Origin of the sequence: Microbacterium sp., from assembly GCF_051860965.1 — a bacterium.
GTDB lineage: Bacteria > Actinomycetota > Actinomycetes > Actinomycetales > Microbacteriaceae > Microbacterium.
In genome coordinates this window covers 215053-235101 of record NZ_JBIMKU010000002.1, presented here as the reverse complement: position 1 = coordinate 235101, position 20049 = coordinate 215053, and the positions used below count along the sequence as shown (strand labels likewise).

Annotated in this window: 18 protein-coding genes; 2 read left to right on the top strand and 16 right to left on the bottom strand. The window is 70.4% G+C overall.

Annotated features, from left to right (window positions below):
- From ACTIFV_RS04600 to ACTIFV_RS04550, 11 genes are all read right to left on the bottom strand, one after another.
- A complete protein-coding gene (locus ACTIFV_RS04600) occupies positions 1-954 on the bottom strand; it encodes an SDR family oxidoreductase (RefSeq protein WP_439591595.1) in 954 nt (317 codons plus the stop codon).
- A complete protein-coding gene (locus ACTIFV_RS04595) occupies positions 951-1910 on the bottom strand; it encodes a bile acid:sodium symporter family protein (protein WP_439591594.1) in 960 nt (319 codons plus the stop codon). Before ACTIFV_RS04595 ends, ACTIFV_RS04600 begins: the two co-directional genes overlap by 4 nt.
- Positions 1907-3250, bottom strand: a complete 1344-nt coding sequence (locus ACTIFV_RS04590) for a flavin-containing monooxygenase (protein WP_439591593.1) — start codon at positions 3248-3250, stop codon at positions 1907-1909. Before ACTIFV_RS04590 ends, ACTIFV_RS04595 begins: the two co-directional genes overlap by 4 nt.
- A gap of 80 nt (positions 3251-3330) precedes the next feature.
- Positions 3331-4053 (bottom strand): TSUP family transporter, encoded by a 723-nt coding sequence (locus ACTIFV_RS04585; RefSeq protein ID WP_439591592.1) that lies wholly within the window; start codon positions 4051-4053, stop codon positions 3331-3333.
- Positions 4054-4086: 33 nt separating this feature from the next.
- A complete protein-coding gene (locus tag ACTIFV_RS04580) occupies positions 4087-4848 on the bottom strand; it encodes an alpha/beta hydrolase (RefSeq protein ID WP_439591591.1) in 762 nt (253 codons plus the stop codon).
- A complete protein-coding gene (locus ACTIFV_RS04575; protein ID WP_439591590.1) occupies positions 4845-5996 on the bottom strand; it encodes a mannitol-1-phosphate 5-dehydrogenase in 1152 nt (383 codons plus the stop codon). Before ACTIFV_RS04575 ends, ACTIFV_RS04580 begins: the two co-directional genes overlap by 4 nt.
- The gene (locus ACTIFV_RS04570) at positions 5996-6433 is read right to left on the bottom strand and encodes a PTS sugar transporter subunit IIA (protein WP_439591589.1); all 438 of its coding nucleotides are present in this window, start codon (positions 6431-6433) and stop codon (positions 5996-5998) included. The genes ACTIFV_RS04575 and ACTIFV_RS04570 overlap by 1 nt, the downstream gene beginning before the upstream one ends.
- Before the next feature lie 124 nt (positions 6434-6557).
- A complete protein-coding gene (locus ACTIFV_RS04565; RefSeq protein ID WP_439591588.1) occupies positions 6558-8111 on the bottom strand; it encodes a PTS mannitol transporter subunit IICB in 1554 nt (517 codons plus the stop codon).
- Entirely contained in the window at positions 8108-9721 is a 1614-nt protein-coding gene (gene ptsP / locus ACTIFV_RS04560; RefSeq protein ID WP_439591840.1) for a phosphoenolpyruvate--protein phosphotransferase, read from the bottom strand. Before ptsP ends, ACTIFV_RS04565 begins: the two co-directional genes overlap by 4 nt.
- A 56-nt stretch (positions 9722-9777) precedes the next feature.
- Entirely contained in the window at positions 9778-10062 is a 285-nt protein-coding gene (locus ACTIFV_RS04555; protein ID WP_439591587.1) for an HPr family phosphocarrier protein, read from the bottom strand.
- A gap of 46 nt (positions 10063-10108) precedes the next feature.
- Entirely contained in the window at positions 10109-10459 is a 351-nt protein-coding gene (locus ACTIFV_RS04550) for a PTS sugar transporter subunit IIB (RefSeq protein ID WP_439591586.1), read from the bottom strand.
- A 131-nt stretch (positions 10460-10590) separates the two neighbouring features.
- On the opposite strand from ACTIFV_RS04550, the gene ACTIFV_RS04545 reads away from it, so the two are divergent.
- Complete coding sequence (locus ACTIFV_RS04545; protein ID WP_439591585.1) at positions 10591-12513, top strand: BglG family transcription antiterminator; 1923 nt, start codon at positions 10591-10593, stop codon at positions 12511-12513.
- An 87-nt stretch (positions 12514-12600) separates the two neighbouring features.
- Here ACTIFV_RS04545 and ACTIFV_RS04540 read toward each other — a convergent pair whose 3' ends face one another.
- Genes ACTIFV_RS04540 through ACTIFV_RS04530 form a run of 3 tightly spaced genes read right to left on the bottom strand, consistent with a single transcriptional unit; the run spans position 12601 to position 15794 of the window.
- On the bottom strand, positions 12601-13185 hold the full coding sequence (locus ACTIFV_RS04540) for a GNAT family N-acetyltransferase (protein ID WP_439591584.1): 585 nt from the start codon (positions 13183-13185) through the stop codon (positions 12601-12603).
- A gap of 54 nt (positions 13186-13239) precedes the next feature.
- Positions 13240-14967, bottom strand: coding sequence for a phospho-sugar mutase (locus tag ACTIFV_RS04535; protein WP_439591583.1), 1728 nt, complete (start codon positions 14965-14967; stop codon positions 13240-13242).
- Entirely contained in the window at positions 14964-15794 is an 831-nt protein-coding gene (locus tag ACTIFV_RS04530; protein WP_439591582.1) for a purine-nucleoside phosphorylase, read from the bottom strand. Before ACTIFV_RS04530 ends, ACTIFV_RS04535 begins: the two co-directional genes overlap by 4 nt.
- A 93-nt stretch (positions 15795-15887) precedes the next feature.
- Between ACTIFV_RS04530 and ACTIFV_RS04525 the strand changes: the two genes are divergently transcribed.
- On the top strand, positions 15888-17336 hold the full coding sequence (locus tag ACTIFV_RS04525; RefSeq protein ID WP_439591581.1) for an NAD(P)H-quinone dehydrogenase: 1449 nt from the start codon (positions 15888-15890) through the stop codon (positions 17334-17336).
- Positions 17337-17491: 155 nt separating this feature from the next.
- Here ACTIFV_RS04525 and ACTIFV_RS04520 read toward each other — a convergent pair whose 3' ends face one another.
- Both ACTIFV_RS04520 and ACTIFV_RS04515 read right to left on the bottom strand, forming a co-directional pair.
- A complete protein-coding gene (locus ACTIFV_RS04520; RefSeq protein ID WP_439591580.1) occupies positions 17492-19273 on the bottom strand; it encodes an acetyl/propionyl/methylcrotonyl-CoA carboxylase subunit alpha in 1782 nt (593 codons plus the stop codon).
- A 75-nt stretch (positions 19274-19348) separates the two neighbouring features.
- Positions 19349-20023: a Maf family protein gene (locus ACTIFV_RS04515; protein WP_439591579.1), complete on the bottom strand. Its 675-nt coding sequence runs from the start codon at positions 20021-20023 to the stop codon at positions 19349-19351.
- Positions 20024-20049: the final 26 nt, after the last annotated feature.

Here is a 20049-nt window from a genome sequence, read left to right as displayed (position 1 = left end):
TCAGGATCGCGCGACGCCGGGGTGCGTCGCGAGATACGCCTCGAACGCCTCGGCGGAGGTCTTGGCCGGCGTGAAGCCGAAGTCGCGCGTGAGCGCTGCGTTGTCGAGCACCGGGCGGTAGCGCAGGAAGCCGACCTGCTCGGGTCCGTGGACCGTGAGCCGCAGCGCGCGCCCGATGCGCAGACCGAGCGCGAGCAGCCCCGCGGGAACCGTGACGCGGGGCTTGCCGAGGCGCTTCGCGAGCTCCTGCACCGTGACGCGCCCGTCGCCCGCGACGTTGTAGACACCCGGAGGGCCGTCGGTGGCGGCCCGGGCCATCGCTCCGGCGACGTCGTCGACCCATACGAAGACGAAGGGGGAATCCGAGCCCGCGATCGCGAGGATCGCGGGGCCGTCCCACAGGGCCGTGATCTGATTCCGCACCGTCGGGCCGAGGATCGTGCCGATGCGGAACACGACCTGCTCGAGCTGCGGATCGGTCTCGCGCGCCGTCGCCAGCATCTCCTCGACGAGCCGCTTGTGCTTCGCGTACGCGAACTCGTCGTTGCCGCGCACGGGGTCGCTCTCGACGAGCCACTCGGGATTGTCCCGGTGGTACCCGTAGGCGGCGCCCGACGACGAGACGACGAGGCGCCGAACCCCCGCCGTGCGGCAGGCGTCGAGCACGTTGCGCGATCCGCCGACGTCGACGCGGTACTCGAGGTCGTGGTCCAGCCCGGGGTTGACGATCGCCGCGAGATGCACGACGACGTCGATGTCGTGGCGCTCGATCAGCGGCACGAGGCCTGCGGAGCGCGTCACGTCGCAGTCGTCGTAGACGACGTCCTGGATGGGGTGCTCCGGTGCGCGCACATCGCCCGCGACGACGAGATCGACATCGTCACGGGCGACGAGCGCCGCGACGACGTGCGAGCCCAGGAAGCCGGCGCCGCCCGTGACGAGGACGCGCGTCACGATGCCGCCGCCGCGTCGGGCGTCGCGTGGCGCGAGGCATCCCCCTTCGAAGACCCCGTGCGCTTCCTCGTGTGCCGCGCCCACAGGGTGGCGACGAGCAGCCCCGCGATGATGTCCCAGATGCCCCACCAGCCGGCGACGATCGCCATGCCGCCGAGGCCGCCGAAGAAGGTGAAGACGAGTCCGAGTCCGAGGCCGGCGTTGCGGATGCCGACCTCGAACGTCATCGCCTTGCGCTCGCGGGTGCCGAGGCCCCCGACGACCGCCGTGCCGTAGCCGATCGCCAGGGCGACCGCGTCGTGCACGGTCACGACCAGCACGATGATGCCCAGGAAGGCGACGAAGAAGGCCCAGTTGCCCGCGAGCGCGGCGACGATGAAGCCGACGAGCGCCAGCAGGGAGAACCACTTCACGAAGGGCTGCACCCTGGTCGCGAAGGCGGGGAAGCGATTGCGGATGAACAGGCCCGCCGCGAAGGGCAGTCCGATGATCAGGAGGATGTCGATCAGCATCGTCCACGGGTTGAGCGCGACGGTCTCGAGCAGCCCGCTCGCGGTGGGGTGCAGCGACCCCCAGAACGCGACGCTGAGGGGCAGCACGAAGATGTAGACGACGTTGGACACGGCGGTCATCGAGACCGACAGCGCGACGTTGCCGCCCGAGCGGTGGGTCAGCACCTGCGAGATGTTCCCCGGTGGGCAGCAGGCCACGAGGATCATGCCCAGAGCCATCGACGGCGTCACGGGCAGGATGAGCGTCAGACCGAATGTCACGGCCGGCAGCACGATGAGCTGCGCGAGGATCGCGATGACGAACGGCTTCGGCTTGCGTGCGACGGCCTTGAAGTCGTCGAGTGTCGTGTCGAGGGCGATCCCGAACATGATGAGGCCCAGCACGACGTTCAGGATCACGAGCGTGCCCGGGTTGAAGTTCAGGGCGATGTCGTCGGGGTTCATGCGGCGATCCTCCTCTTCGAGCGCTTCGGCGGCCGTCGCCGGGCAGGCTCGGACGGGTCACGACGGAGCCCTGCCGCGGCCTCCTTCACGGCACTCCGGTAGGCGTCCTTGTTGACGTAGTACGACATGCGCTCGAGCCCGAGGTACTTGTATCCGCCGGTGAGGTCGGGCCACGGCTCGACCCTCACGCGCTCGCGGAACGCGGCCTGCTGCGCCGGGGGAGCGGAGAGGTAGGCCGCGATGAGCTCGGCCTGTTCGTAGCGGCCCTGCCAGCCGATGCCGGACGCCTCGATCATGCCCATGACGTAGAGCCCGTTGAACGAGGGCGGGAAGACGTTCAGGAACAGCTTCGGCGACCACCCCGTCCAGTTCAGCTGGTCCCGCGCGACGAACGGGTAGTCGAGCGTGTAGCCGGTCGCGAGGAGGATCGTGTCGTATTCGGCCGACGATCCGTCGCGGAAGTGCACGACGCGACCGTCGAACCGGTCGATGTCCGGCCGGATCTGCAGATCGCCCTGGCCGAGGTGATTCAGGATGAGCGTGTTGACGATGGGATGGGACTCGTAGAGCTTGTAGTCGGGCTTCGGGAAACCGAATCGCACGGGATCGCCGGTGAACGCCTGGAGCACGCGCCTGTCGACGAACTGCTTGATGCGCGCCGGCAGAGGCCTGCCCTGATTGAGGGTGTCGGAGGGTCGGCCGAAGAGGTATCGCGGCACGAAGTAGTAGCCGCGCCGCACGCTCATGTCGACGGATGCCGCGTGGTGCACGGCATCGACGGCGATGTCGCATCCCGAGTTCCCCGCGCCGATGATGAGCACGCGCTTGTCCGTGAGCTGGGTCGCGGACTTGTATGCCGACGTGTGCATGAGCTCGCCGGTGAACTCGCCGCGGAACGTCGGCACGTTCGGCTCGGCCAGCGTGCCGTTGGCGAGGATGACGCCGTCATAGCGCTGAGCGACGTCGCCGTCCGGGCCGGAGGCGCGCAGCATCCACCCCTCTCCTACGGGTTCGAGCGCCGTGACCTTCGTCGCGAACCGGAAGAGTCCGGTGATGCCGAAGTGATCGGCGAAGTCGCGGAAGTAGCGGATGAGGGTCTTGTGGCTCGGATAGTCCGCCGTCGTGTCCATGGGGTACTCGGCGAACTCCGTCGTCGTGCGCGACGAGATGAGGTGCGCGGACTCGTACATCGTAGAGCGGGGGTTCTCGATGTCCCACAGGCCGCCGACGCCCGTCGAGGCCTCGTAGCCGTCGAAGGCGATGCCCGCCTTCTGGAGAGCGCGCGCGGCCGACAGCCCGGAGGGGCCGGCCCCGATGATGGCGTAGCGCTGCTGATCCATGCTTCTCCACACGTCCTCGTGTCGGGCGTCCACCCTGACGACAGACGATGTTAGCGGGACTTAACTCGAATCCCGCATCGTCACGACAACAGTGCCAGGATGCCGCGCACGAGCACCACCGTCGCCCCCGCCCACGCGATCGAGAGCATGGCGATGCGGGCGATTCGCGGCGGCACGAAGCGCGTGAGGAGCGTGCCGATGAGGATGCCGGCGACGGTCGCCGCGATGAGCAGCCAGACGTCGGCGATGGGGGATGCCGGCAGCCCGCGCAGCAGGACCGAGACTGTCGAGAACACGAGGAAGATGACCTGCACGCTGGCGGCGAAGCGGCGCTGCTCCCACTGGTCGCCGACGGCGTAGGCGGCCAGCGGCGGGCCCGAGAGCCCGCTGGCGACATGCATGAAGCCGGCGGCGGACCCTGCGACGACGGCGCCCGATCGCCCGCGCAGCGCGGCCGCGAGCGCCGGGATCCACCCGGCGACGAGCGCGAAGTACGCCATCGCGGCGATGAGCAGCAGCAGCGCCGCCTCGGGCAGCACCCGCACGAGCAGCGCGGCGAACGGTGCCGCGATGAGTCCCGGCCAGATGAGCCACCACGCGCGCTTCCACTCGACCTGTCGCCAGACGAGCGGCACCGCGCTCAGCGATGCCACGAGCGCGAGCAGCACCCCGATCGTGATCCCCTCGAGCGGACCGTAGAAGAGCACGATCGGGCCGAGGAGCACGAGCACGAAACCGAGCCCCGTGATGCGCTGGATGACGGCCGCGACGAATGCGGCGAGGCAGGCTGCGGCGAGGGTCACGGCGGGAGAGTCTACGCGCCGCGGGTAGCGCGTTCAGTCACCCAGAGATGCCGCGAACGCGCCGATCAGCTCGGTCAGCTGCGCCGTCATCTCCTCGTCCGAGATCGTGGGCGTGCCATCGCCGGCCTGCGGGCCGTAGTCGCCGAAGGAGGCGTGGCTCGCACCGTCGATCTCGACGAACTCGGCGTCTGCGGGCAGCAGGTGGCGGTTCTCCTCGATCTTCTGCGGTGTGGAGAGGCCGTCCTCCGAGCCCGAGATGCTGATCGCGGGCAGTCCCGAGCCTGACAGATCGTTCGAGCAGTAGGACGCGAAGAGAGCGAGGGCGTCGGCATCCGTCGCCATCAGGCACGCGCGCACACCGCCGAGCGAGTGTCCGCCGACGATCCACGTGTCGACGTTCGGCGCCAGCGACGTGAACGCATCGAGGGGCCGCAGATCGAAGAAGGCGAGATTGAGCCACGGCTTCGTGATCACGACGGTCACCCCGTCTTCTGCCACGACGCCCGAGAGCCTCGCGGCGTAGGCCCACGCGTCGACCTTCGCGCCCGGGATGTAGACGAGACCGACGTCCGAGGCCCCCGACGCGGGAGCGAGCACGATCGCCCCGGAGTCGTCGGTGATGACGATGCGGTCGTCCGCGCGCACCGCGGCGAGCGGCTCGGGCTCGGCGGCCATGACGCCCACCTGACTCCACACGACGATGCCGATCGCCGCCACCAGCACGAGCGCGCCGATCGAGCCGAGCACCCACCAGAGGACGCGCCGCCAGCGTGGCGCCCTCGCGCGTTCGCTCACGCGATCTCCGCCTGGCGGTCCTCGACGATCTTCTGCACGCGCGCGAAGAGCGGGTGGTCCTGTTCGAGGCCCGTGACGGATGCCGTGAAGCTCGCGGCATCCATCTCCCGGATCTGCCGCTGCAGGTCGACGGACTGAGGGTCTTCGGCGTCGTCGAACGCGAGCGCCGCGCCCATCGCCGCGACGAGGCCGTCGACCTCCAGGCCGCGTTCGGCGGCTTCAGCCGCGGGGCCCACGAACCTCTCGTGGCGCGACAGCTTGCGCAGGGGCTGGCGGCCGACGCGCCACACGGTGTCGGGGAGTGCCGCGTTGCGGAAGCGCCGCAGGATCGTCGCGCGGTACTCGGCCTGTGCGACGGGGTCGAGCTCGTGCTTCGCGACGAGCAGTGCGGAGGTCTCTTCGAGCGCCTTCTCGACGGCCTCGGCGACAGCGGGATCGGCGAGGGAGCCCGCGATCGTGTCGATCCCGGCCGCCGCGCCGAAGTACGCCGTCGTCGCGTGGCCGGTGTTGACGGTGAAGAGCTTGCGCTCGATGTACGGAGCGAGGTCGTCGACGAAGTGCGCGCCGGGGATGTTCGGCGGGTCGTCGCCGAACGGGGGCCGCTCGATGGCCCATTCGAAGAACGGCTCGACCGTGACATCCACCCCCTCGCCGGGCGGCTGCGCCGGGACGATCCGGTCGACGGCCGTGTTGGCGAACACGGCGCGCCCTGTGAGGGCGTCCCACGCCTCGCCGGCGACGGCCTTCATCTCGTCGCGCAGCAGGTCGGTCGCGTTGATCGCGTTCTCGCACGCCATGATCTGCAGCGGAGGGGACGACGGATCGCGCAGCGCGAGCGCCGCCACGATGTTCGGTGCGACGAACTTGAGGATCGTCGGGCCGACCGCGGTCGTCACGACGTTCGCGCCGGCGATCTCCTCGATCACCTGATCGGGATGCTCGGCGCTGTTGATCGCGCGGAAGCCGGTGACGACGGTGTCCTTGCCGCCGTCGCCCACCTCGTGGACGGTGTACTCCGAGACGTCGTTGATCGCGTCGACGAGAGGAGCTGCGACATCCGAGAAGACCAGCTCGTAGCCGCCCTCGTGCAGAAGGAGCCCGACGAAGCCGCGGCCGATGTTGCCTGCGCCGAAGTGGACGGCCTTCATCACACGCCCGCAGCCGAGACCAGGGCGTAGAGCTCCTCGGGCGACGCCGCCTGCTTGAGCTTGGCGACCTCGTCCTCGTCCGAGAAGAGGATGGCGATCTGCGACAGGATCTCGAGGTGCTCGTCGCCCTTGCCGGCGATGCCGACGACGAAGGTGACGGGCTCGCCGCCCCAGTCCACGCCGCCGTCGTAGCGGACGACCGACAGGGCCGAGTCGAGGATCGTGTGCTTCGTCTCGTTCGTCCCGTGCGGGATCGCGAGCTCGTTGCCCATGTAGGTCGAGACGGTCTGCTCGCGCTGCTGCATCGCGTCGAAGTAGGCGTTCGTGACGGCGCCCGCGGACTCGAGGATGTCGGCGGCCTCCTTCATCGCCTCCTCGCGCGTCGCGCTGCCGGAGTGGATGCGCACCTGGCCGATGCTGAGGACCTCGCGTGCCATGATTCTGCCTTCCTGTCGTCCGCGGGATGACGCGGATCCGTCTTGTTCGAACGTACCGATCTGCTTCGGCAAAAGCCACGGGGCCGGAGGCCTCCCGCCGTCCGGCCCCGCAGCGGTCTGCGCGTCAGCTCTCGTGCTGGTCCTTCACGAGCTCCACGACCTCGTCGTACCGCGGCGAGTTCATGAAGTTGTCGACCGAGATGTGCACGGCGTCGGGCGCCTGCGCCCGGGCGCGATCGGTCAGCTGGTTCTGCGTGATGATCAGGTCGGCCGACCCGTCGAGCGCCGCGATCGCCTTGTTGACGACCGTGACGTCCTCGATGCCCGCCTTCTTGATCTTGTTGCGCAGCACGCTCGCACCCATCGCGGACGAGCCCATGCCGGCGTCGCACGCGAACACGATGCTCTTGATCTCGCGCTCGGTCATCGTCGCCGGCTCGATGCCGCCGCCCGCCTGCGTCGCGGCCCCGCCGCGCAGGTTCGACAGCGCGTCGGACGACTTGCCCTTCGCCGCCTGGGTCTGCGTGATCGCCGCGCCGAACGCGTCGTCCGTGGCCGCCATCGCCGCGAGGTCGCGCTTGCGCGATGCCCGCAGGATGATCGCCGCGATGACGAACGTCACGGCCGCCGACAGGACCACCGACAGGATGACCGCGACGTACGAGCCGGTCGCCGTCTGGGCGAGCACCGCGAGGATGCTGCCCGGAGCCGCAGGAGCCCGCAGCGCGCCGCCCAGCAGCATGTTGGTCGTGACGCCGGTCATGCCGCCCGCGATCAGCGCGAGGATCGTGACGGGCTTCATGAGCGCGTACGGGAAGTACACCTCGTGGATGCCGCCGACGAACTGGATGAGCGCCGCACCGGGAGCCGAGGCGCGCGCCGCGCCGAGGCCGAAGATCGCGAACGCGAGCAGCAGACCCAGCCCCGGACCGGGGTTGGCCTCGAGCAGGAAGAGGATCGACGAGCCGTCCTCCGCCGCCTGCTGGATGCCGAGCGGCGTGAGCACGCCGTGGTTGATGGCGTTGTTGAGGAAGAGGACCTTCGCCGGCTCGATCAGGATGCTCGTGAGCGGAAGCAGGTTCATCTCGACGAGCCAGTTGACCGCGTTGCTCAGCACCGTCATGAGGCCGTTGACGAGCCATGCGATCGGGTAGAACCCGACGACGGCCATCACGAAGCCCCAGATGCCCGCCGAGAACATGTTCACGAGCATCTCGAAGCCGGCCTTGATCTTGCCCTCCCACAGGCTGTCGAGCCACTTCATCGTGTACGCGGCGAGCGGCGCCATGATCATCGCGCCGATGAACATGTGCACCTGGCCGAGCTGCGACGCACCCTCGGGGAGGGTGGCGTTGAAGTCGGCGATCAGCTTGTCGGAGCCGGCGATCGCGCCCATGACGGCGATCGAGGCGACGACACCGCCGCGGACGCCGTAGACGATGTTGCCGCCCGTGTAGGCGATGATGATCGGCAGCAGGTAGTGGATGAACGGGCCGACGATCGTCGCGAGGTCGGCGTTGGGAGTCCACCCCACCTCGATGAAGAACGCCGTGAAGATGCCCCATGCGATGAGCGCGGGGATGTTCGGCATGATCATGCCGGACAGGAACGTGCCGAAGCGCTGGACTCCGACTCGCGCCTTGCTGTTGCCCTTGGTGGGCGCTGACGCCGTTGTCATGACTGTGTCTCCTTCGATCGGGTCGCGGCATCCTGGGCCGCGGTTCTTGCGGATGCCGCGTCGTTCGCGGCGAGGGCTGCCTCGGCGATGACTCGTGCATCGTCGAGGGAGTGCTGGAGCAGCGTCGCCCGCACGTCGGCGAGCGCCGTGGGGGCCATCGAGAGCGACGTGGCGCCGAGTCCGACGAGCACGACCGCGAGGAGCGGATCCGCCGCCGCCTCGCCGCAGATGCCGACCGGCTTGCCGTTGACGCGCCCGGCGTCGCCGACCTCGCGGATGAGGCGCAGGACGGCGGGATGCCACGGGTCCTGGAACGACGCGACCGAGCCGAGCAGGCGGTCCGCCGCGAGCGTGTACTGCGTCAGGTCGTTCGTGCCGATCGAGGCGAAGTCGGCGTAGGCGAGCACGCGGTCGGCCAGAAGCGCCGAGGAGGGCACCTCGACCATGACGCCCGCGGTCTTGATGCCGTAGTCGCGGGCGATGTCGACGAAGTACTCCGTCTCCTCCACCGTCGCGACCATCGGCGCCATGACCCACAGGTCGGCCTGCGTCGCCTTGTCGGCCTCGGCCAGCGCGGTCAGCTGCTCGCGCAGGATGTCCTCGCTCGCGCGCAGGGCGCGGATGCCGCGCAGCCCGAGCGCCGGGTTCTCCTCGTGCGCGTCGTTGAGGAACGCGAGGGGCTTGTCGGCGCCCGCATCGAGCACGCGCACGACGACCTTCTTGCCGGGGAAGGCCGCCAGGAGCTTGGTGTACGCCTCGCGCTGCTGCTCCACGGTCGGCGCCTGGCTGGACGAGAGGAACAGGAACTCGGTGCGGAACAGCCCCACGCCCTCGGCGCCGAGCTCGACCGCTTCGGCCGCGCCCTCGGGCTTGCCGAGGTTCGCGAGCAGCGGCACGGGTGTGCCGTCGGCGAGCGCGCCGTCGGTGATCGGGGCGGACGAGGCATCCCGTCGGGCATCGGCCCGGTGCTGCGCCTGCGAGAGCTCCTCCGCGCTGGGATCCGTCGTGACGACGCCCTTCGCGGCATCCACGATCACGACGGCGCCGTCGGCGAGGTCCTTCGCGCCGGCGGTTCCGACGACCGCGACGATCGACTTCTCGCGCGCGAGGATCGCCGTGTGCGACGTCGGTCCGCCCTCGGTCGTGATGAGGGCGAGCACCTTGTCGAGGTCGAGCAGGGCGGTGTCGGCGGGCGCGAGGTCCTTCGCGACGAGGACGAAGGGATGCCCGGGATCGGGCACGCCGGGTGCCGGCAGGCCGCGCAGCCGCGCGATGACGCGCTGCGCGACATCGTCGAGGTCGGCGGCGCGCTCGCCGAGGTAGCCGCCCATCGCGACGAGCTGATCGCGGAACGAGGCGAACGCGTCGTGCACGGCGAACTCCGCCGTCTTGCCGGCCGCGATGCGGGTGTCGATCTCGGACTCGAGCGACGGGTCCTCGGCCATCATGGCCTGCGCCTCGAGCACGTCCTGTGCCGCACCGCCCGCCTGGGCGCCGCGGGCCTCGAGCTCGCGGGCGACGGCGGCCACGGCATCCCGCGCCCGCGCCGTCTCTTCGTCGCCGCTCAGCGTGCTGGGCGCATCCGCCGGCGCCGGCAGCGGCTCGGCCATGCGCGCGACCGGACCCTGGGCGACGCCGAGGCCGATTCCGACTCCACGGAGTTCGGTCACGATGCTCCCTCCGCATCGTGGTCGGTGGTCAGCAGCTCGGCCAGCTGGTCGAGGACGGCCTCGGCGCTGTCGCCGTCGGCCGTGAGGGTCACGTAGTCGCCCTGCTCGATGCCGAGCGCGATGACGCCGAGGATGCTCGCCGCGTTGACGGGGCTCCCGGCGTCCTTGGCGAGGGTGACGGGGATGCCGGACTCCTTCGCCGCTTGTGCGAACAGCTTCGCGGGGCGGGCGTGCAGGCCATGGGAGGAGCCGATCCGGACAGTCCGGGTGAGAGTGGGCAAGGCCTGTTCCTTTCTCTTCGTTGCGTGTCGTGCGGATTCTTCGATGTCAGTGGAGCCGGTCGCTGCCCGCGGCCGGAGAGATCCCCCCGGCGTCTCCGACCGCGTCGCGGACGAGTTGCAGCGTCCGGGAGCCGTCGAGATCGGTGAAGATGTCGGACGGCAGCAGCACGACCGCCGTGCCCCGGGGAGCCGCATCGTGCTCGATGCGCGTGAGCGCGTGAGCAAGGTGAGGGCCGACGAGGACGACGTCCGCGGCATCGAGGTCGATCGGGAGCGACAGCTCGGTGCCGGCGAAGGCGGTGTAGTGCGTCAGCCCGATATCGTGTGCCGCATGGCGCACGCGCTGCGCGACGAACGTGCTGGACGCACCCGCTCCGCAGACCACCAGGATCCTCATCGATCCGCCTCCTTCTTCGCCATTCTTGTGAAAACGCTGAGAGCCGACAACCACACCTTCTTCCGCAGGGGCGGAAACCGCGGCCCGGGCTCCGGGCATGCATGGTTGACTGGCAGGGAACGAGGAGTGCCGTGACGAGAGCGAGACAGGATCGCCTTCTGGGCCTCCTCGCGCGCGATGGCGACTGGGCGACGGCGGCGAGTCTCGCGGACAGCCTCGGGGTCACTCCGCGCAGCATCCGGTCCTACGTCACGGCGGTCAACGCGCGTGTGCCGCAGGGGTCGGCGATCGAATCGGGCCCGCAGGGCTATCGCTCGGGTCCGGATGCCGCTGCTGCGCTGCGGGTCACGGCCGGCGCCGACGCGCCCCGCGATCGCCTCCACACTCTCGTGCGCCGCCTGCTCGACGCTCCCGACGGCATCGACGTCTTCGAGACCGCCGACGAGCTGCACGTGAGCCCCGCGACCCTCGACGCCGATCTCGCACGCGTGCGCAGCCTGCTGGGCGGGACGGAGCTCACGCTGGAGCGCTCCGCCTCGCAGGCGCGTCTGCGGGGCACCGAGATGGCGCAGCGACGGCTCCTGTCGCGTCTCGCCCACGATGAGATGGATGCCGGGTCCTTCGACCTCGAGGCGCTGCGCCGCACCCTCGGCGAAGGCTCGGTCGGCGCTCGCGCCTTCGGCCCGTTCAAGAACGACCTCGTCACGCGGCTCGGCGCGCTCGGCTACTTCGTGAACGAGATCGGCATCGCCGATGTGGTCATGCACATCGCGATCGCGGCCGACCGCGTGTCGCGCGATCGCGGCCTCGAGGGCGGATTCCCGGCAGAGCCCACGGCCGCCCAGCAGGAGGTCGCGGCGATCATCGCATCGCTGTCGGAGCAGTACCTCGAGGTGCGCCTCGGGGGCGGTGATCTGCAGCACCTCGCGACGCTCGTGCTGACGCGCATCGTCGCTCCGGGCACCGACACGCCCTCCGACCACGCGCGGTCGCGCCTCGAGCCCGAGGTCGAATCGGCCGTCCGCGATGTCGTGGGGCAGGCGGCATCCGAGTTCCTCGTCGACATCGCCCACGAGGACTTCATGCTGCGCCTCGCCCTGCACGTGCAGAACCTGCTGCATCGCTCGCGCGAGCAGGCGTGGTCGCGCAATCCGCTGACGCGGTCGCTCAAGTCGACGTATCCCATGATCTTCGAGGTCGCCGTGTTCATCGCCTCGGGCCTGCAGGAGCGGCTCGGCATCCCGCTGCTCGACGACGAGATCGCCTACATCGCGATGCACGTCGGCGGTCGCCTGGAGCGCAGCCGCCGCGCCGACCAGCTGCTCACGGCGACGATCGTCTGCCCCGGGTACTACGAGCTGCACGAGCTGCTGCGCTCGTCGGTCGACCGCTCGCTCGGGCAGGCGATCGAGGTCGTCGGCGTCGAGACCCGCGTCGACCCGGACTGGTCGTCCATCGACACGGACCTCGTGCTGACCACGATCGAGCCGGCGGTGCCGGGCGACAACTTCGTGCGCATCCAGCCGTTCCTCACCGATGCCGACGTCGAGCGCGTGCAGGCCGCGGCCGGCCGCATCAGGCGGGCGCGCCGGCTCGCGCGTCTGCGCGAAGAGCTCGAGCGGTACTTCTCGCCCGACGCGTTCGTGCGCGGGCTCGACGGACAGTCGACAGACGACGTCATCCGTCGCCTGGGCTCGCTGCTCATCGCGCAGGGCGTCATCGACGACGACTACGTCGAGCGCGCGATCCAGCGCGAGGAGCTGTCGTCCACCGCCTTCACCGATGCGCTCGCCGTGCCGCACGCGATCGGCATGACGGCGTCGCGCACCTCGATCGCGATCGGCATCGCCGATCCCTCGATCCCGTGGGGCGAGGGGCGCGTGCAGGTCGTCGCGCTCGTCGCGTTCAGCGAGAGCGACCGCGAGGCGTTCCAGACCGTCTTCGAGCAGTTCGTCGAGGTCTTCAGCGAGCGCGAGAGCGTGCAGCGCATCGTGCGCCGCTCGTCGGACTTCGCCGGCTTCCTGGACGAGCTCGTCGCGGTCATCGACGGCTGACCCGGTCGCTCTGCGGCATCCGGAACCATCACTCGTTCGCCTCAGAAACCACCCCGTGACATGAGGCACACGAACAGGTCCGGGGAGTCAGCCGCGGGCGAGGCGCTCCTGCAGGCCGAGGCGCACGGCGGGCCACTCTGAAGGAAGGATCGAGAAGACCACGGTGTCGCGCAGCGTGCCGTCGGGGCCGAGACGGTGGTTGCGCAGCACGCCGTCCTGCTTCGCGCCGAGGCGTGCGATCGCGGCGCGCGACTGGCGATTGTGCCAGTGCGTGCGGAACTCGACCGCGATCGCCTCGCACGCCTCGAAGGCGTGGCCGAGGAGGAGGAGCTTGGATGCCGTGTTCACCGCCGTGCGCTGAGCCTCGACGCCGATCCACGTGTGGCCGATCTCGACGTGCCGGTTGGACTGGTCGATGTTGCAGAACGTCGTGGTGCCGATGACGCGACCGGTGTCGAGCCGACGCACTGCCCACGCGTTCATGTGGCCCTCGGCGACCCAGGCGAGGCGCTGTGCGACATCCGCCGCCGCGCGGGAAGGAGTGGGCACCGACGTGTACCAGGCGTGCTCGAGGCCGATGGATGCCTCGGCCAGGTCGGCGGAGTGATCGGCGGTCAGCGGTTCGAGGCGCACCCACGCGTTCTCGAGGACGACGGGTTCCGTGAGCAGCATTCCCCGAGCCTACGGCGGCTCGCCGTCCGCCGCGATCGAGCGAGCCGAGCCGTGTCAGCCGATCGAATCGAGCAGCGCGCGGGCGCCCGCCGACAGCGCTGCGATGCGTTCCTGCGCATCGGCGGGGGAGTCGCCGCGCACGTCGAGGTAGAGCTTGAGCTTGGGCTCGGTCCCGCTCGGTCGCACGATGACCCGCGATCCGCCCTCGAGCCAGAACCGCAGGACGTCACCCGGAGGGAACCCGTCGACGCCGTCGAGGAGGTCGTCGACCTTCTCGACCGCGACGTCGCCGATGGATGCGGGATGCTGCGCCCGCAGCGCCGCCATGATGCGCCCGATGTCGGACAGGTCTTCGACGCGCACCGAGATCTGGTCGCTCGCGAAGGCGCCGAACGTCTCGTCGAACTCCGCGAGGAGGTCGGCGAGCGTGGCACCCCGGCCCCGGGCTTCCGTGACGAGACCGAGCATCGCGACCGCCGCCGAGATACCGTCCTTGTCCCGCACCGTCTCGGGGTTGACGAGGTAGCCGAGCGCCTCTTCGAAGCCGAACACCATGCCCGGCGCGCGCGAGATCCACTTGAAGCCGGTGAGCGTCGTGTGGAAGTCGAGACCGTAGTGCTCCGCCACGGCGCCGAGGCCCGGCGACGACACGAGCGAGCATGCGAGCGACGCTCCGTCGCCTGGCGAGGCGAGGCGGGCGGCGCGCCAGCCGAGCAGCAGGCCGACCTGATTGCCCGTGAGGCGGCGCCAGCCGCCTTCTGCCGACGCATCCGGAATCGCCACGGCCAGGCGGTCCGCGTCGGGGTCGTTCGCGATGATGAGCTCGGCGTCGGCGGCACGCGCGGTCTCGAACGCGAGGTCCATCGCACCGGGCTCTTCGGGGTTCGGGAACGACACCGTCGGGAACCGGCCGTCGGGAGCGATCTGAGCCTCGACGTTCACGGGCTGCGGGTAGCCGGCGACCTCGAGGATGCGCGCGAGCGTGTCGCCTCCGACGCCGTGCATCGCGGTGTACACCCACCGCAGCCCCTCCGCGCCCGACGGCGCGGGTGCGACGGCGGCGGTCGCGGCCACGTAGTCCTCGACGACGGATTCCGCGGCACGCTCGTAGCCGAGCGATCGGGGCAGCGCGGCGAGGTCTCCGACCGCGGCGACGCGCTCGATGTGCGCCGCGATCTCTGCATCGGCCGGCGAGACGATCTGCGCGCCGTCGGCGGCACCGCCGAGGTAGACCTTGTACCCGTTGTCGTCGGGCGGATTGTGGGATGCCGTCACCATGACTCCCGCGTCGGCACCGAGCCGGCGCACGGCGAACGCCAGTACCGGCGTCGGCAGGAGCCGGGGGAGCAGGATCGCGCGCAGCCCCGCGCCCGCGAAGATCTCGGCCGAGTCCGTCGCGAAGACGTCGGAGTTGCGCCGGCCGTCGTATCCGATCACGACGGTGGGCGGGTCGTCGCCCTCGTTCTTCTCGAGCAGGTATGCCGCGAAGCCGGCGGCCGCCTGACCCACGAGCACGCGGTTCATGCGGTTGCTGCCGGCGCCGAGGCGACCGCGCAGTCCGGCCGTGCCGAACGCGAGGCGACCGGCGAAGCGGTCCGCGAGGTCGAGGGCGGCGCCGGCGTCGCCCGCTTCGGCCCGGTCGATCACGTCGCGCAGCTCGGCGCGCGTCTCGCCGTCCGGGTCCTGGGCGAGCCACGCCCGCGCACGCGCGAGGACGTCTTCGGATGCTCCGGGCGCGGCATCCGTCCCCGCCGTCTCGTCGACGGCGTCCGCCCCGTTCACAACGCGCCGATCACGCGGGCGAGCAGCGAAGAGATCACCGGCTCGGCCTCGCGACCGGCGTCGATGACCTCCTGGTGGCTCAGGGGGGTGGTCTGGATGCCGGCGGCCATGTTGGTGATGAGCGACATGCCGAGGATCTCCATGCCGGCCTGGCGCGCGGCGATCGCCTCGAGCGCCGTCGACATGCCCACGATGTGACCGCCGATCGCCTTGGCCATCTGCACCTCGGCAGGGGTCTCGTACTGCGGACCGCGGAACTGGCAGTACACGCCTTCGTCGAGCGTCGGATCGATCTGCCGCGCGAGATCGCGCAGGCGCAGCGAGTAGAGGTCGGTGAGGTCGATGAACGTCGCCCCCTCGAGCGGGGACGCGGCGGTGAGGTTGATGTGGTCGCTGATGAGGACCGGCGTGCCGGGCTTCCACGTGTGGCGGATGCCTCCGGCGCCGTTCGTGAGCACCATCGTCCGGGCACCGGTCGCGGCGGCGGTGCGCACGCTGTGCACGACGCGGCGCGCGCCGTGGCCCTCGTAGAAGTGCGTACGCGCGCCGATCACGAGCACGTTGCGGCCCTTGGGCGTGCGGACGCTGCGGAGCGTTCCGACGTGGCCCTCGAGCGCGGGCTTGCTGAACCCCGTGACCTCGGTCGCGGGGATGACGGCCATCGTCTCGCCGATGAGCTCTGCGGCCTTGCCCCACCCGCTTCCGAGCGTGAGGGCGATGTCGTGGCGGTCGACGCCCGTCAGGCGGGCGATGTCTTCCGCGGCCTCGGCGGCGATCGCGAACGGGTCCGCGGTGGGGTCGTCGAGGGGGTTGGTGGTCTCTGACATGCCCCGAGTCTAGGAACGCGCGCCCGCCGGGGCCAGAGTTCCCGTTCCGCGGGAGTGTCGTGTCGCAGCCCGGTCACAGGGGAGAATGGATGCATGTCCTTGAGCTTCGAGCGCACGCAGTCCGTCGCGATCCTCGGTGGCGGCCCCGGCGGCTATGAAGCGGCGATCGCCGCGGCGCAGCTCGGGGCCGAAGTGACCCTCGTCGAGCGGGCCGGAGTCGGCGGCTCCGCCGTCATCACCGACGTCGTGCCCTCCAAGACGCTCATCGCGACCGCCGATGCGGCCGTCGCGATCAAGGGCGCGAGCGACCTCGGCGTGCAGCTGTTCGCCAAGACCGCAGACGGCAAGCCCCTCAAGCCCGAGATCGCGATCAATCTGACCGCCGTGAACAAGCGGCTCCTCTCGCTCGCGCGCCAGCAGTCCGACGACATGCGGGCCTCCCTCGTCGAGGCGGGCGTCAAGATCATCTCGGGTCACGGCCGCCTCGAGGGCGAGAACGCGGTCGTCGTCTCGACGGGCCCCGGCGGCACCGACTTCGACCGCATCGAGGCCGACACGCTGGTGGTCTCGGTGGGCGCGTCGCCCCGCGAGCTCGACAGCGCCAAGCCCGACGGCGACCGCATCCTGACCTGGACCCAGCTCTACGACATGCGGGCGCTCCCCGAGCACCTCATCGTGGTGGGGTCGGGCGTCACCGGCGCCGAGTTCGCCGGGGCGTACATGAACCTCGGCTCGAAGGTGACGCTCGTCTCGAGCCGTGACCAGGTGCTCCCCGGTGAGGATGCGGATGCCGCGGCCGTCATCGAGCGCGTCTTCAAGCGCGGCGGGATGACGCTGCTGGCCAAGTCGCGTGCCGACAAGGTCGAGAACACCGGGTCGGGCGTGGTCGTCACGCTCTCGGACGGTCGCACGATCGATGGCAGCCACTGCCTCATGGCGGTCGGCTCGATCCCCAACACGGCGGGCATCGGTCTCGAGCAGGCCGGCATCCAGATGACCGAGTCGGGTCACATCCAGGTCAACCGCGTCGCCCGTACGTCGGTCCCCAACATCTACGCCGCCGGGGACTGCACGACGTTCGTGCCGCTCGCGTCGGTCGCATCGATGCAGGGCCGCACGGCGGTCTTCCACGCCCTCGGCGACGTCGTCATCCCGCTCGAGCGTCGCCGCATCACGTCGAACATCTTCACGGCTCCCGAGATCGCGACGATCGGCTGGCAGGAGAAGGACATCGAAGAGGGCCTGATCGCGGCCGTCGTCCACAAGCTCCCGCTGGCGGCGAACCCGCGGGCGAAGATGATGGGCATCAAGGACGGCTTCGTCAAGCTCATCGCCCGCCAGGGCTCGGGCAGCGTCGTCGGCGGCGTGATCGTCGGGCCCCGGGCATCCGAGCTCATCTATCCCATCGCCATCGCCGTCGAGCGCCGCCTCACGGTGGATCAGATGTCGCGCGTCTTCGCGGTCTACCCGTCGCTCTCGGGCAGCATCACCGACGCGGCACGCGCGATGCACGTCGTGGACCACACGATCTACGGGGCCTGAGGTACCGCCGCCCCGCGCGCCGACTGCTGCTCGACGTCCTCGAGCGTCTCCATCGATTCGCTGCACTTTCCGACGAGCGCGCCAGTTCGAATCGGGCGCGCTCGCCAGCAGGTGGCGCGCTCGCGCGAGCGGATGCGAGCGGATGCGCGCGGGCGTCAGACGATCGTGAGCAGCTGGTGACCGGCCGAGACCGTCGTGCCGGCCGCGGCGTTGATCGCGCCGATCGTGCCGTCCTTGTGGGCCTGGATGGGCTGCTCCATCTTCATGGCCTCGAGCACGATCACGAGATCGCCCTTGACGACCTGCTGGCCCTCCTCGACGGCGACCTTGACGATCGTCGCCTGCATGGGCGCTTTCACGGCGTCGCCGGACGCCCCAGCCATGACGGTCGTCTCGTGCGAGCGTCGCGACGGGGGCACAGCCGCGGGGCGGCCGATCGCGCCGGGCGCAGCGACGATGCGATCGGGAAGGCTCACCTCGAGGCGCTTGCCGCCGACCTCGACCACGACGGTGTGACGCGGCTCGTCCGCCTTGGGCGCATCGAGTTCGCCGTCCCACGGCGGGATGTCGTTCACGAACTCGGTCTCGATCCAGCGCGTGAAGACGCCGAAGCGGCCGTCCTCGGCGGTGAACGCAGGGTCGCGCACGACGGCGCGGTGGAAGGGGAGCACCGTCGGCAGCCCCGCGACCTCGAACTCGTCGAGCGCGCGGCGCGAGCGCTCGAGCGCCTCGGCGCGGTCGCGGCCCGTCACGATGATCTTCGCGAGGAGCGAGTCGAACGCACCCGACACGCTGTCGCCCGCCGTGACGCCGGAGTCGAGACGGATGCCGGGCCCGCCGAACGTCTTGAAGACGCGGATCGGACCGGGCTGCGGCAGGAACCCGCGCCCCGGGTCCTCCCCGTTGATGCGGAACTCGATCGAGTGGCCGTCGGGCTTCGGGTCGTCGTAGCCGATCTCCTCGCCCTCGGCGAGACGGAACTGCTCGCGCACGAGGTCCAGGCCCGTCACCTCCTCGGAGACGGGGTGCTCCACCTGCAGGCGCGTGTTGACCTCGAGGAACGAGATCGTGCCGTCGGCGCCGATGAGGAACTCGCACGTGCCCGCGCCGACGTATCCGACCTCTTTCAGGATCGCCTTCGAGGACTCGTAGAGGATCCGGTTCTGCTCGTCGGTCAGGAACGGCGCCGGAGCCTCTTCGACGAGCTTCTGGTGCCGACGCTGCAGCGAGCAGTCGCGGGTCGAGACGACGACGACGGTGCCCGCGGCATCCGCCAGGCACTGCGTCTCGACGTGGCGCGGCTTGTCGAGGTACTTCTCGACGAAGCACTCGCCGCGGCCGAAGGCGCCGATGGCCTCGCGCGTCGCGGACTCGAACAGCTCGGGGATCTCGTCGAGCTCGCGTGCGACCTTGAGGCCGCGGCCGCCGCCGCCGTAGGCGGCCTTGATCGCGATCGGCAGCCCGAACTCCTGCGCGAAGGCGACGACCTCGTCGGCCCCGTCGACGGGGCCGGGAGTGCCGGGGGCGAGGGGCGCGCCGACCTTCTCGGCGACGTGGCGGGCCGTGACCTTGTCGCCGAGCGCCTCGATCGCCTCGGGCGACGGACCGATCCAGGTGAGTCCGGCTCCGATCACGGCGCGGGCGAAGTCGGCGTTCTCGGCGAGGAATCCGTAGCCCGGATGCACGGCGTCGGCGCCAGAGCGGCGGGCGACCGAGAGGATCTTCTCGATCGACAGGTAGGTGTCGGCGCTGGTGGAGCCCTCGAGGGCGTAGGCCTCGTCGGCGAGGCGGGCGTGCATCGCATCGCGGTCCTGATCGGCGTAGACGGCGACCGAGGCCTTGCCGGCATCCCGCGCGGCGCGGACGATCCGCACGGCGATCTCGCCCCGATTGGCGACGAGGACCTTGGTGATCGGGGACGAGGGCGTCGAAGGCATGAATGCCAGCCTAGTGAGCGGCCGCCCGCACCCTTTGACCGGTTCGCACAAGAACCGACAGGAAACGTGGGCTTCCTACGACAAAGACGGAGGCGCGTCCTGATCTTCGAGGCCCCACAGGCTCGTCCACTCGACGCCGAGTTCGCGCACGAGGGCGCGCAGCGTCGAGACGGACATGCCGACGACCGTCGACGGGTCGCCCTCGACCCGATCGATGAACGCACCTCCCAGGCTGTCGACGGTGAACGCACCCGCGACCTGCAGCGGCTCGCCGGTCGCGACGTAGGCCTCGATCTCGGCATCCGTCACGTCCGCCACGAACGAGACGGATGCCTGCGCCACCGCGTGCACCTCGCGGGCGGGCGTGCCCGGTGAGACGTGCGCGACGGCGTGGCCCGAGTGCAGCACCCCCGTGCGCCCCCGCATCGCGTGCCACCGCGCGACGGCGTTGTCGGGAGTGTGGGGCTTGCCGAGCACCTGCCCGTCGAGTTCGAACATCGAGTCGCCGCCGATGACGATGCCGTCGAAATCGGGCATGTCGTCGGCCAGCCGCGAGACGACGGCCGCGGCCTTGCGCCGTGCCAGCAGCAGGACGTGCTCATCGGGAGCCAGCGCGCGCCCCTCGGCGGACTCGACGGCGGCGACGACGCCCTCTTCGTCGACGTGGGGTGCGATCGTGAGGGGGCGGATGCCGAACTGACGCAGCAGCATGAGCCGGGCGGGCGAGGTCGAGGCGAGGCAGACGCGCATGCGTCCACGCTAGACCGCCGTTCCGT